Origin of the sequence: Klebsiella sp. C360 (assembly GCF_048822415.1) — a bacterium.
In the GTDB taxonomy this organism is placed as follows: domain Bacteria; phylum Pseudomonadota; class Gammaproteobacteria; order Enterobacterales; family Enterobacteriaceae; genus Klebsiella; species Klebsiella quasipneumoniae.
In genome coordinates, this window is the sequence record NZ_JBMEZZ010000005.1 from 250,630 (window position 1) to 263,537 (window position 12,908).

Here is a 12,908-nt window from a genome sequence, read left to right on the forward strand (position 1 = left end):
CTCTCCGACCAGGGAACCAGTCGTTTTTCTTTTATAGCCTCTTCCCGTTATTTTTCGCTGCGATTTCTGGGTAATAATTAGCGCGCGTTCGCTGCTTTATTAAGCGTTTTCCCCGGGCAACAGCCTTCATTCATGCTGCCTCAGCGCGCTATTAATGTTAGTATTTGAGCGCAAAATTATTTCTCCGGGTTGCTTTACCCCGTGGACATCAGGTTGTCCTGCGAAAAACGTTAATAAAGAGACAGCCTGAACGACAACGGGTATACCAAAGAAAGGTAATGAACGTGAGTGGATTGCTGACGCGCTGGCGACAGTTTGGCAGACGGTATTTTTGGCCGCATCTCCTGTTGGGGATGGTCGCGGCCAGCCTCGGCCTGCCTGCGCTAAGCAACGGCCATGAGACCGCGACGCCAGCAAAGGCGACCGCCAGCAACCATAATCCGAGCAAAGTTAATTTCTCCCAGTTGGCGCTGCTGGAGACGAATCGCCGGCCAAACTTTACCGTCGACTACTGGCATCAGCACGCCATTCGCACCGTTATTCGTCATCTCTCATTCGCCATGGCGCCGCAGGCCTTGCCGGTGGCGGAAGAAGCGTCCCCGCTGCAGGCGCAGCATCTGGCGCTGCTCGACACGCTCAGCGCGCTGCTGACGCAGGACAGCACGCCGCCGGTGGTGTTCCGCCAGGCGGCGTATATCCCTTCCTCATATTCTGCCTTCCGCGTCAGCGCCTGGATAAGCCAGGTGGCGGGGATCCGCGCAGGGCCTCAACGTCTCAGCTGAAAATAACCACGGACTATCCTATTTTTTGTGACTCCGCACCGCGGGGCGTTTGAGATTTTATTATGCTTATTAAAATGTTAACCAAGGTTTTCGGCAGCCGTAACGACCGTACGCTGCGTCGTATGCGCAAAGTCGTCAATATCATCAACGGTATGGAACCGGCGATGGAAAAACTCTCTGATGACGAGCTGAAAGCGAAAACCGCTGAATTCCGCGCGCGCCTGGAAAAAGGCGAAGTGCTGGAAAACCTGATCCCTGAAGCTTTCGCCGTCGTTCGCGAAGCCAGTAAGCGCGTGTTCGGCATGCGTCACTTCGACGTCCAGCTGCTGGGCGGTATGGTGCTTAACGATCGCTGCATCGCCGAGATGCGTACCGGTGAAGGTAAAACCCTGACCGCGACCCTGCCGGCCTACCTCAACGCGCTGACCGGCAAAGGCGTTCACGTGGTGACCGTCAACGATTATCTGGCCCAGCGTGACGCCGAAAATAACCGCCCGCTGTTCGAATTCCTCGGCATGACCGTTGGCATCAACATGTCCGGCCTGCCGGCGCCGGCGAAGCGTGAAGCCTACGCTGCCGATATCACCTATGGCACCAACAACGAATACGGCTTCGATTACCTGCGCGACAACATGGCCTTCAGCCCGGAAGAGCGCGTTCAGCGTAAACTGCACTATGCGCTGGTGGATGAGGTGGACTCCATCCTGATCGATGAGGCGCGTACCCCGCTGATCATTTCCGGCCCGGCGGAAGACAGCTCTGAAATGTACCGCAAGGTCAACAAGATCATTCCACACCTGATCCGTCAGGAAAAAGAGGATTCGGACACCTTCACCGGCGAAGGCCACTTCTCGGTGGATGAAAAAGCGCGTCAGGTTAACCTGACCGAACGCGGTCTGGTGCTGATTGAAGAGCTGCTGGTACAGGAAGGCATTATGGATGAAGGTGAGTCCCTGTACTCCCCGACCAACATTATGCTGATGCACCACGTCACTGCTGCGCTGCGCGCCCATGCGCTGTTCACCCGCGACGTTGACTACATCGTTAAAGATGGCGAAGTTATCATCGTTGATGAGCACACTGGCCGTACGATGCAGGGCCGCCGCTGGTCCGATGGCCTGCACCAAGCCGTTGAGGCCAAAGAGGGGGTGGAGATCCAGAACGAAAACCAGACCCTGGCCTCTATCACCTTCCAGAACTATTTCCGTCTGTATGAGAAACTGGCGGGGATGACCGGTACCGCCGATACTGAAGCCTTTGAATTCAGCTCCATCTATAAGCTGGATACCGTGGTCGTCCCGACCAACCGTCCGATGATCCGTAAAGACATGGCGGATCTGGTCTATATGACCGAAGCGGAAAAAATTCAGGCGATTATCGAAGATATTAAAACCCGTACCGCAGCCGGTCAGCCGGTGTTGGTGGGGACAATCTCGATCGAGAAATCGGAAGTGGTTTCCCGTGAGCTGACCAAAGCCGGCATTAAGCACAACGTTCTGAACGCCAAGTTCCACGCCAGCGAAGCGGACATCGTCGCCCAGGCAGGCTATCCTTCCGCGGTGACCATCGCTACCAACATGGCGGGCCGTGGTACCGATATTATGCTCGGCGGTAGCTGGCAGGCGGAAGTCGCGGCGCTGGAAAACCCAACGCCTGAGCAGATTGAACAAATCAAAGCCGACTGGCAGGTGCGCCACGATGCGGTACTGGCCGCAGGCGGCCTGCACATCATCGGTACCGAGCGTCATGAATCACGCCGTATCGATAACCAGCTGCGCGGCCGTGCCGGTCGTCAGGGTGATGCCGGTTCTTCCCGCTTCTACCTGTCGATGGAAGATGCCCTGATGCGTATCTTCGCCTCCGATCGCGTATCCGGCATGATGCGTAAACTGGGGATGAAACCCGGCGAAGCCATTGAGCACCCGTGGGTCACCAAGGCTATCGCTAACGCACAGCGTAAAGTCGAGAGCCGTAACTTCGATATTCGTAAGCAGCTGCTGGAATATGATGATGTGGCCAACGACCAGCGCCGGGCAATTTACACCCAGCGTAACGAACTGCTGGACGTGTCTGATGTCAGCGAAACCATCAACAGCATCCGCGAAGACGTGTTTAAGGCGACTATCGATGCCCATATTCCGCCGCAGTCGCTGGAGGAAATGTGGGATATCGAAGGCCTGCAGGAGCGTCTGAAAAACGACTTCGACCTCGACCTGCCAATCAAAGAGTGGCTGGATAAAGAGCCGGAGCTGCATGAAGAGACCCTGCGCGAACGTATTCTGCAGAGCGCGGTAGAAACCTACCAGCGTAAAGAAGAAGTGGTCGGCGCCGAAATGATGCGCCACTTCGAGAAAGGCGTGATGCTGCAGACCCTGGATTCGCTGTGGAAAGAACACCTGGCGGCGATGGACTACCTGCGCCAGGGTATCCACCTGCGCGGCTATGCGCAGAAAGATCCGAAGCAGGAGTACAAGCGCGAATCGTTCTCTATGTTTGCCGCGATGCTGGAGTCACTGAAGTATGAAGTGATCAGCACCCTGAGCAAAGTGCAGGTGCGGATGCCGGAAGAAGTCGAGGCGATGGAGCAGCAGCGTCGTGAAGAGGCCGAGCGCCTGGCGCAGATGCAGCAGCTCAGCCATCAGAGCGATGATGAAGCCGCTGCACAGGATCTGGCGGCGCAAACCGGCGAACGTAAAGTGGGGCGTAACGATCCCTGCCCGTGCGGTTCCGGTAAAAAATACAAACAGTGCCATGGCCGTCTGAGCTAAGGGCTGATAAAAAAACAAAGGCGCAGAGTTCTGCGCCTTTTTTATGGAGCTGATTCAATGAAAAAACTGCAAATCGCCGTAGGGATAATTCGCAATCCAGAAGGCGACATCTTTATTACCCAGCGCGCCGCCGATGCCCATATGGCGAATAAACTGGAGTTCCCGGGCGGGAAGATTGAATCTGCTGAAACGCCAGAGCAGGCGTTGATCCGCGAGCTACAGGAAGAGGTGGGGATTACGGTCACCACGTTTTCACTATTTGATAAGCTGGAGTATCAGTTCCCCGATCGCCACATTACGCTGTGGTTTTTCCTCGTGGAAAGCTGGGAAGGCGAGCCCTGGGGCAAAGAGGGGCAGCCGGGACAGTGGATGGCGCGGCAGGCGCTGGATCCGGCGGCGTTTCCCCCGGCGAATGAACCGGTTATCCGCAAACTTATCGCCCAGGGCTGAGCCTCGGGTCAAGAGACTAACCCAACAGGCGTTGGGTTAGCGTGCCGTCAAATCAGGGCTGCTGTTCGCTCCAGTCATCGCTATCGGAGAGATCGCCCGCGCTGGGGATGCGCTTCTCCTCTGCTGCCCATTCTCCCAAATCGATCAGCTGGCAGCGCTTGCTGCAGAACGGACGATAGGGGCTTTGTTCGCCCCAAACCACATTTTTGCCGCAGGTCGGACAATTGACGATAGTCTCTTCTGACATGTTATCTCCTTAACAGCAGGCCAGTTCAAAATCAAAGCGCTCCGGCACGATCCCATACTCACTGTCCAGCGGCAGGAAGCGGATGGCGAAACGGCTCTTATGGCCGGAGATCTGCGGATAAAGCTGGTGGGCCAGATCGAGACGCAGGCGCAGCAGATCGGCATCTTCGCCATTATCCTGATAAAAGCCATTGAGGCTGGTCTGTTTGCGAAACTGCCCGGAGTTACGGATCAGATCGAGGATCAGGCTCAGGGACTGGACCAAAGGATCGAGGCTGGCAAGCCAGCTGGCCACCTGCTCGTCACGATGCGCCTGCGGCATATGGAGCCAGATATGCAGGGTCGGTAAATCGAAGCTGCAGCAGCCTCCAGGGATACTCAGACGCTGACGCACTAGCGCAATCAGGCGATCTTCACGCAGAAACTGACCAATGCGCGGCGCGGCCATCAGGGTGCTGGAAGACTGCTTGAGCTGCTGGCGCAGCGCGTTAATGCGCTCCTGATCGACTCCCGGCACTTCTGCCCAGGACTGGAGCTTACGCTGCTGGCGCTCCAGCTCTTTGACCAGATCGGTACGCACCTCGCCGCGCTCCATGACATCCAGCAGATCGCCGACGTTACGGAAAAAATGGAGCGCATCGGCATGGCTGGCAATCATCGGATGGAAAGCCATCTGCTGGATCAGAAATTCGATGCGCAGCCAGGTGCGCATTTTCTCATTAAGAGGATGTTCAAACAGAACGGGGGTATGCATTACGAGTTTTCCTGTGAGGCGGCCTGCGATGCCAGCGTTAAGTACTTTTCGTGCAGGCGGGCAACATCCGATGCCACTGCATCCGGCGTGCCAGTGTTTTCAATAACATCGTCCGCGACGGCCAGGCGCTGCTCGCGCGTGGCCTGGGCGGCAAGAATATGTTCAGCATGTTCGCGGCTGACCTTATCGCGCAGCATGGTGCGTTCGATTTGCGTCTCTTTTGGCACATCGACGACCAAGACGCGATCGGCCTGGCTGGACAGGCGGTTTTCGACCAGCAAAGGTACGACCCAGAGGAGATAAGGGGAGGTGGCAGCCTGCATCTGGCGGCGCGTTTCCTGCTGAATTAGCGGATGCAACAGCGCGTTGAGCCAGGCTTTTTCCTCCACCTGAGCAAAAATTTTTTCCCGCAGCAGACGGCGGTTTAGCGTGCCGTCGGGCGCGATCATCTGTGGCCCGAAGTGGCCGGCAATGGCCTGGAGCGCCGGGGTGCCGGGTTCGACCACCTGGCGGGCGATAACATCGGCATCGATAACGTTAATCCCGAGCTGCGCGAAGGCGTCGGCAACCGTACTTTTACCGCTGCCAATCCCGCCTGTTAACGCGACTGTGTACCCCATATCTTCTGACCCTGAAACGGATTGCTCGTATTTTTTGGTATTCAGACAGCGAGGACGGGCAGTATGCCGGAGAGGCGACAGCGATCTTGTCGTGATGGCCCCGTGCCAACCGGGAGCGCCGTCCGCTATTCTGTTTATTTTAATCAAGCAAATCAAATGGTTAAAAATAATACGCTGGCGGGTGGAGACATAAGCGTTTTTTTCTCCATTCACCAGGTAAATTTATACGATTGTAGCGTAAAAAAAGTGAAAATCGCAGTCTTGCGCGGGTCTGATTCGTGCGTATGATAACGTCACTGGAGTTGTGCTCTTACATTAATGCCATTAACCCCAGGAATTCGCACATGCGTATTGAAGAAGATCTGAAGCTTGGTTTCAAAGACGTTCTTATCCGCCCGAAACGCTCTACCCTCAAAAGCCGTTCTGATGTTGAGCTGGAACGTGAATTCACCTTTAAACATTCAGGCCTGACCTGGTCCGGCGTGCCGATTATTGCGGCAAACATGGATACCGTCGGCACCTTCAGCATGGCGAAAGCGCTGGCCACTTTTGGCATTCTTACCGCAGTACACAAGCACTACACCGCAGAAGAATGGCAGGCGTTTGTCCAGAGCGTATCCGCAGACGTTCTCAAGCATGTGATGGTTTCCACCGGTACTTCCGACGCGGATTTCGATAAAACGCAACAGATCCTCTCTGAGAACCCACAGTTGAATTTTGTGTGCATTGACGTCGCCAATGGCTACTCTGAACACTTCGTTCAGTTTGTGGCGAAGGCGCGCGAAGCCTGGCCGCAAAAAACCATTATCGCCGGGAACGTGGTCACCGGTGAAATGTGCGAAGAGCTGATCCTCTCCGGCGCCGATATCGTCAAAGTTGGCATTGGCCCGGGGTCCGTTTGCACCACCCGTGTCAAAACCGGGGTCGGCTACCCGCAGCTCTCCGCCGTGATCGAGTGTGCTGATGCCGCACACGGCCTTGGCGGCCAGATCATCAGCGATGGCGGTTGCACCATGCCGGGCGATGTGGCGAAAGCCTTCGGCGGCGGCGCTGATTTCGTGATGCTCGGCGGTATGCTGGCGGGCCACGAAGAGAGCGGCGGTACTGTGGTTGAAGAGAACGGTGAAAAATTCATGCTGTTTTACGGTATGAGCTCCGAGTCGGCGATGACCCGCCATGTGGGCGGTGTCGCGAAATACCGCGCGGCGGAAGGGAAAACCGTGAAGCTGCCGCTGCGTGGCCCGGTGGACAATACCGCGCGCGACATTCTCGGCGGCCTGCGTTCAGCCTGCACCTACGTTGGCGCCTCGCGACTGAAAGAGCTGACCAAACGCACCACCTTTATCCGCGTTCAGGAACAAGAGAACCGGGTATTCAACAGCCTGTAACCGGCTGCGCTGGCGCCTGCGCGGTGCCAGCGTTTCTCATCCTCCCGCCCCGCCAATGGCATCGCCCAGGTGAAAAACGGGCAAATACATCGCCACCACCAGGATCCCAACCAGCGAGCCGGTTATTACCAGCATCAGGGGTTCCAGATGCGCAGCCAGACTGTCGGCTCGCTGATGGGTCTGCTCACGATGATGATGCGCCAGGTTTTCCAGCATCTGATCCAGCGCCCCCGCGCTTTCCCCCGTACGGATGAGCTGCAGACACAGCGGTGTAAATCCGCCGCAGCGGCTTAACGCCTGCCAGATCGGATCCCCCTGAACGATCAGCGCGCGGGCCTGCGCCAGGCGCTGGCGCCACAGCGGGCACGACAGGGTCTCTTCAACGCTTTGCAGCCCCTGCAGAAAGCTGATACCGGCGCTTTGGGTTAACGCCAGAACGGTGAATATCAGGCTCAGCTGTTGGCCGCCGATCAGGGGGCCGACGAGAGGGAGCGCGTTAAGCAACTGCTGGCGACGCAGCAGCCAGTCGGCGCGCTGCCGGACCAGCTGGTTGAGCAGCAGCGGGCTCAGCAGAAAGGCCAACAGCAACGGCCAGCCGCGGCTCAGCATGTCGCCTGCCGCAATAACCATTCGCGTCAACAACGGCAGCGGCGTATTGAACGTCTGGTAGATGGCGGTGAATTCGGGAAGGACAAAATAGAGCATTCCAAGCACCACCAGCAGCGCCAGAGTGAGCACGATTAGCGGGTAGCGCAGCGCCTTTTTGACCTTGCCGGCAAGCCGCTGCTGCTCCTGCTGCTGGTTGGCCAGCTGCTGGCAGCAAATATCGAGCTTGCCCGTCAGTTCGCCGGTGCTAATCATCGCCAGATACAGTGGCGGAAAAGCCTGCGGCCACTGCGCCAGTGCGGCAGAGAAGGCTACGCCCTGGGCCAGTTCGCGGCCCAGCGCCTCAAGCAGCGCCTGCCACTGCGCATGCGGTTGCTGCTGCGCCAACAGTGATAACCCTTCCGCCAGCGGTAGCCCGGCCTGCAGCAGGGTTGCCAACTGGCGGATGGTTTCGCTGCTGTAGCGCGGGTGCCACAGGCTTTGCTTCACCGAACAGCGGCGTATAGCCAGCGGCATGATGCGCTGCTGCTGGAGGTGATGCAGCACCTCCGGACGACTGGCTTGCCATAGCATCCCCTGACAAGGAGCGCCTTGTGCATCGACGCCTCGCCAGCGCCAGAGACGCTTAGTCGCCATGGGGGATCCCCAGCACCCGCACCACCTCTTCGAGGCTCGTCAACCCCTGTTCGATAGCCTGACATCCGCTTTCAAAAAGCGTCATCATGCCCGCGGCTCGCGCCAGAGATTCGATCTCAAGGGCGTTGAGTCCCTGGACTATCCCCTGACGTAGCCCCGGGGTGACAGGCAAGACCTCGAACAGCGCCAGACGGCCATGATACCCGTGATAACAGTTTTCGCAGCCTGCTGACTGCCAGCGCGGCAGCGGGCGGGGCCACAGACTGTGCGGCAGGTCGGAGGCGCTGCCGGCATTGCGCCGGCAGTGGGGGCACAGCTTGCGGACCAGACGCTGGGCGATAACCAGCGAGAGCGCCGAAGAGATCATCCAGCGGGCGATGCCCATTTGCTGCAGGCGAGTGAGGGTTTCGCTGGTGGAATTGGTGTGCAGGGTAGAGAGCACCAGATGGCCCGTTTGAGCGGCTTTCAGCGCGATTTCAGCGGTTTCGGCATCGCGGATTTCACCCACCATCACAATATCCGGGTCCTGGCGTAACAGGGCGCGCAGCACGCTGTGAAAGGTCAGCCCGGCGCGCGGATTGATTTGCGTCTGGTTCATCCCGGCGATAGGGATCTCCAGAGGATCCTCGACGCTACAGATGTTCACTTGCTCCCGGTTTCGGGCCTGCAGGGCGCTGTAGAGGGTCACCGTTTTCCCGCTTCCGGTTGGGCCAGTGACCAGCAGCAGCCCCTGCGGCTGATTCAGCGCCTGGCGAAAGGCCGCCAGCTGAGAGGATGAGAGGCCGAGAGCCTCCAGATCCAGCGCCTGGTCAACCTGATGCAGAAGGCGCAGGACAATTTTCTCGCCATAGCGGCAGGGCAGGGTGGCGATGCGAAAGGAGAGCGGCCGTCCGGCGAGGTTCAGCGCGAACTGACCATCCTGCGGCAAACGATGCTCGGCGATATCGAGATTGGCCATCACCTTGAGTCGTGCGATAACCGGCGCGGCCAGCTCGGGTGCCAGCAGCGGCAGCGCGTGTAGCACGCCATCGACACGCAGGCGGATCCTTAAGTGCGCTTCCGTGGGCTCGATATGAATATCGGACGCCCGCTGACGCAGGGCCTGCTCGAGGATCTGGTTGACCCGCTCGGCGATGTTTTCCGGCCCTGCATTTTGCGCCAGCAGCGCCTGCTTTTCCCGGACTTGCAGGCGCTTATCCATCTGCTCCTGGCTCCAGCATTCAATATCGATCCGTTTTTGCGTCGCGAAACGCAGCGCCTCCATTAGCTCCGTCGGTGGGGTATCGACCACCGCAATGGATATCGTCTGCTCATCGCTGTGCAGCAGCAGGGCGTGATGGCGACGACAGAGAGGGATCAGCTGTTCTGTTTTCATGTTGTCGCCCTCACTTCACCCGGAAAACGTCTTCGCAGGCCTGTTGAAGTGCGCTGTTGTCGGTGATAGTGCAGACCCGCTGCCAACCGGTGACGCCTTCGGCGTTATCCCAGGTCGGGGTCAGGGTGACGCCTAGTCCGTTGAGACTTTCCTGGCCGGTGAGGGTAACGACGCCTTTGGCCACGCTCATGGCGGAGAGGTAGCGCGTGGTTGTTGGCGAGGGGATGCCATTGCTGCCGCCGTCGCATGTCGTCAGGCCGCCATGATCGAGCGCGCAAAGTTCGATTGCCGTCCGGTAGGGGACAAAGGTCTGCAGCAGGTCGGTGAGGGCGGCTTTACGCAGGTAGTTCTGGTAGGCCGGGATGCCGATGGCGCTGAGAATGGCGATGATGCCGATGACCACCATCAGTTCAATCAGGGTAAAACCTCGTTGTTTATCCATAAGTCGCTCCTTGTTGTGACAGGAGCACTGTGACGGGATTCTGGGGGGCAGGCGAGGAGACGAAAACGATCCGGGAAACCGGGTTCCAGGGTTTTTACCGGTATTGCATGGCGAGCAAGAGCGACTGCGAGTCGGGTCGCAAATTCAGGCCTTCACGCCCGGAAGCGTGAAGGCCAAATCCTCAGCGGAAACGCATCGACAGGTCGAGCGCCTGCACATGTTTGGTCAGGGCCCCGACGGAGATATAGTCGACCCCGGTCTCGGCAAATTCGCGGATGGTGTCAAAGGTGACGTTGCCGGAGACCTCCAGCGCCGCCTGGCCAGCGGTGATTTTCACCGCCTCGCGCATCAGGTCGGTGGTGAAGTTATCGAGCATAATGATATCGGCCCCGGCTTTTAACGCCTGCTCCAGCTCATCCAGCGTTTCCACTTCCACTTCCACCGGCACATCAGGATGCAGCCAGAAAGCCTTTTCCACCGCCTGACGGATCGAGCCGGAGGCGATGATGTGGTTTTCTTTAATCAGGAAAGCGTCGAACAGCCCCAGACGGTGGTTGGCGCCGCCGCCGCAGAGAACCGCGTATTTCAGCGCGGTACGCAGCCCTGGCAGCGTTTTACGCGTATCCAGGAGTTGGGTTTTGGTGCCGGCCAGCAGGTCGACATAGCGGCGGACGACGCTGGCGACGCCGGAGAGGGTTTGCACAAAGTTCAGCGCCGTACGTTCGCCAGTGAGCAGAATGCGCGATGGGCCTTCCAGCTCGAACAGGGGTTGATCGGCTTTGACCGCGTCGCCATCGGCGACGTGCCAGGTGATAGTCACGTCGTCACCGGCGAGCTGAATGAAGACCTCTTCCACCCAGCGTTTACCACAGAAGACGCCATCTTCGCGGGTAATGACCACCGCATGGGAGCGTGCATCCTGCGGCAATAATTGTGCGCTAATATCGTTGCTGGCGTCGACTTCGCCGCCCAAATCTTCCCGCAGGGAGTGTGCGACAGCATCGGTAATATCGAGATTAATTCGTTCCAGCAGCACGTCACGGCGGCGGTCGGGGTTGTAACGACGAGGCGACATGATAAAGCTCCAGATAGATAAGATTCAGAAGTGGGAAACATGCTAACCTGAACGACGTTTCAGTACCATACACACTTCATCCTTTGGGCCGGCGTGTGGCCCGGAAGCATGAGTTCGCGAAAGGAGATCCCGCATGCAGTTGAACGAGGGATGGCTGGTCGGCGCGCGTCGGGTTCCCTCGCCGCACCATGACTGCCGTCCGGATGAAGAAGCCCCTTCCTTACTGGTGGTGCATAACATTAGCCTGCCACCAGGTGAATTTGGTGGTCCATGGATTGACGCGCTGTTCACCGGCACCCTGGATCCGCACGCGCATCCTTTCTTTGCCGAGATCGCTCATCTGCGCGTTTCGGCGCATTGTCTGATTCGCCGTGATGGTGAAATCGTGCAGTATGTGCCTTTCGATAAGCGTGCGTGGCATGCGGGGGTATCCTGCTATCAGGGGCGCGAACGCTGCAATGACTTTTCCATCGGCATAGAGCTGGAAGGCACGGATACCCTGGCGTATACCGATGCGCAGTACCAGCAGCTGGCGGCGGTGACGGATCTGCTTATCACGATTTATCCTGCCATCGCCACAAACATCACGGGCCATAGCGATATCGCGCCCGTGCGCAAGACAGACCCGGGACCGGCCTTTGACTGGAAAAAATTTCGTGCGCTGCTCAGCGCGCCGTCAGAAAAGGAGACCTCATGACGCTGTTTACTACGCTGCTGGTGCTCATCGCTGAACGCCTGTTTAAACTGGGCGAACACTGGCAGCTTGATCATCGGCTGGAGGTGGTGTTCCGCCGGATAAAACATTTCTCGTTGCCGGGAACGCTGCTGATGACCCTGGTCGCCGTCGCGGTGGTCTACCTCGTTCAGCGCTTGCTGCAGGGGCAGCTGTTCAACGTACCGCTGCTGGTGTTCTGGATCTTGCTGGGTCTGCTGTGCATCGGCGCCGGCAAGGTTCGGCTGCACTATCATGCCTATCTGAAAGCGGCGTCGCGCAATGACAGCCGCGCCTGCGATGCGATGGCCAGCGAGCTGACGTTGATCCATGGCGTCCCGCCGGGCTGTGATGAGCGCGAGTACCTTAGCGAACTGCAAAATGCGCTGTTATGGATTAACTATCGTTACTACCTGGCGCCACTCTTTTGGTTTGTGGTGGGTGGGGCATGGGGGCCGCTGACGCTTATCGCTTATTGCGTTCTGCGTGCCTGGCAGACATGGCTGGCGCGCTACCAGACGCCGCATCATCGTTTGCAGTCTGGAATCGATGGTATCCTGCATATTGTCGACTGGCTGCCGGTGCGTCTGGTGGGGGTTGTCTATGCCCTGGTGGGGCATGGAGAGAAAGCGCTTCCGGCGTGGTTTGCATCGTTAGGCGACCGCCATTCGTCGCAGTATCAGGTATTGACCCGCCTGGCGCAGTATTCCCTGGCCCGTGAACCGCACGTGGATAAAGTGGCGACCCCAAAGGCCGCGGTGTCGATGGCCAAGAAAACCTCGCTGGTGGTGGTGGTGATCATGGCGCTGCTGACGATTTACGGCACCCTGGTGTAACGGCCTGCGCCCGTACTCTATCTGCCAGGATACCCCACCTGCGGGGCTTTGATTGCCGGATGGCGCTGCGCTTATCCCGCCTGGGGCTCACACCACGCAGGCCGGCAAGCAACAGCGCCGCCGGGCGCTATATCTGACGCCGTGCTTGTCATGTTGCCGGGGGGCGGCTTCGCCTGACCCGGCCAGGAAAACCCGCGCCTGCGGGCAGCATACCGAAC

General features: G+C 58.4%; 13 protein-coding genes. 6 read left to right on the top strand and 7 right to left on the bottom strand.

Annotated elements, in window-relative coordinates:
* Positions 1-284 precede the first annotated feature (284 nt).
* The 3 genes from secM (at position 285) to mutT (ending at position 4,000) form a co-directional block, all read left to right on the top strand.
* On the top strand, positions 285-782 hold the full coding sequence (gene secM / locus ACOI7D_RS16095) for a secA translation cis-regulator SecM (protein WP_196531386.1): 498 nt from the start codon (positions 285-287) through the stop codon (positions 780-782).
* A 62-nt stretch (positions 783-844) separates the two neighbouring features.
* The gene (gene secA / locus ACOI7D_RS16100) at positions 845-3,550 is read left to right on the top strand and encodes a preprotein translocase subunit SecA (protein WP_023291985.1); all 2,706 of its coding nucleotides are present in this window, start codon (positions 845-847) and stop codon (positions 3,548-3,550) included.
* A 57-nt stretch (positions 3,551-3,607) separates the two neighbouring features.
* Positions 3,608-4,000, top strand: a complete 393-nt coding sequence (gene mutT / locus ACOI7D_RS16105; RefSeq protein ID WP_004204347.1) for an 8-oxo-dGTP diphosphatase MutT — start codon at positions 3,608-3,610, stop codon at positions 3,998-4,000.
* 52 nt (positions 4,001-4,052) lie between these two features.
* On the opposite strand, the gene yacG is transcribed toward mutT, so the two are convergent.
* From yacG to coaE, 3 genes are read right to left on the bottom strand one after another with little or no spacing between them, the layout of a single operon-like run.
* Positions 4,053-4,247, bottom strand: coding sequence for a DNA gyrase inhibitor YacG (gene yacG, locus ACOI7D_RS16110; protein ID WP_004204348.1), 195 nt, complete (start codon positions 4,245-4,247; stop codon positions 4,053-4,055).
* A gap of 9 nt (positions 4,248-4,256) precedes the next feature.
* Positions 4,257-5,000: a cell division protein ZapD gene (zapD, locus tag ACOI7D_RS16115; protein ID WP_109546652.1), complete on the bottom strand. Its 744-nt coding sequence runs from the start codon at positions 4,998-5,000 to the stop codon at positions 4,257-4,259.
* Positions 5,000-5,620, bottom strand: coding sequence for a dephospho-CoA kinase (gene coaE / locus ACOI7D_RS16120; RefSeq protein ID WP_032453842.1), 621 nt, complete (start codon positions 5,618-5,620; stop codon positions 5,000-5,002). Before coaE ends, zapD begins: the two co-directional genes overlap by 1 nt.
* Positions 5,621-5,964: 344 nt before the next feature.
* Between coaE and ACOI7D_RS16125 the strand changes: the two genes are divergently transcribed.
* On the top strand, positions 5,965-7,008 hold the full coding sequence (locus ACOI7D_RS16125; RefSeq protein WP_023291988.1) for a GMP reductase: 1,044 nt from the start codon (positions 5,965-5,967) through the stop codon (positions 7,006-7,008).
* Positions 7,009-7,044: 36 nt separating this feature from the next.
* On the opposite strand, the gene hofC is transcribed toward ACOI7D_RS16125, so the two are convergent.
* The 4 genes from hofC to nadC form a co-directional block, all read right to left on the bottom strand.
* Positions 7,045-8,250, bottom strand: coding sequence for a protein transport protein HofC (hofC, locus tag ACOI7D_RS16130; protein WP_032453844.1), 1,206 nt, complete (start codon positions 8,248-8,250; stop codon positions 7,045-7,047).
* The gene (gspE, locus tag ACOI7D_RS16135; protein WP_109546651.1) at positions 8,240-9,625 is read right to left on the bottom strand and encodes a type II secretion system protein GspE; all 1,386 of its coding nucleotides are present in this window, start codon (positions 9,623-9,625) and stop codon (positions 8,240-8,242) included. Before gspE ends, hofC begins: the two co-directional genes overlap by 11 nt.
* 10 nt (positions 9,626-9,635) lie before the next feature.
* Positions 9,636-10,067 carry a prepilin peptidase-dependent pilin gene (gene ppdD, locus ACOI7D_RS16140; protein ID WP_004204358.1) on the bottom strand — a complete coding sequence of 144 codons (432 nt, stop codon included), beginning with the start codon at positions 10,065-10,067 and terminating at the stop codon, positions 9,636-9,638.
* Positions 10,068-10,248: 181 nt separating this feature from the next.
* Complete coding sequence (gene nadC / locus ACOI7D_RS16145) at positions 10,249-11,142, bottom strand: carboxylating nicotinate-nucleotide diphosphorylase (RefSeq protein WP_023291991.1); 894 nt, start codon at positions 11,140-11,142, stop codon at positions 10,249-10,251.
* 133 nt (positions 11,143-11,275) lie between these two features.
* Here nadC and ampD point away from each other — a divergent pair, with 133 nt between their 5' ends.
* On the top strand, positions 11,276-11,839 hold the full coding sequence (gene ampD, locus ACOI7D_RS16150) for a 1,6-anhydro-N-acetylmuramyl-L-alanine amidase AmpD (RefSeq protein ID WP_023291992.1): 564 nt from the start codon (positions 11,276-11,278) through the stop codon (positions 11,837-11,839).
* Positions 11,836-12,690: a beta-lactamase regulator AmpE gene (gene ampE, locus ACOI7D_RS16155; RefSeq protein WP_023291993.1), complete on the top strand. Its 855-nt coding sequence runs from the start codon at positions 11,836-11,838 to the stop codon at positions 12,688-12,690. The genes ampD and ampE overlap by 4 nt, the downstream gene beginning before the upstream one ends.
* Positions 12,691-12,908 lie beyond the last annotated feature (218 nt).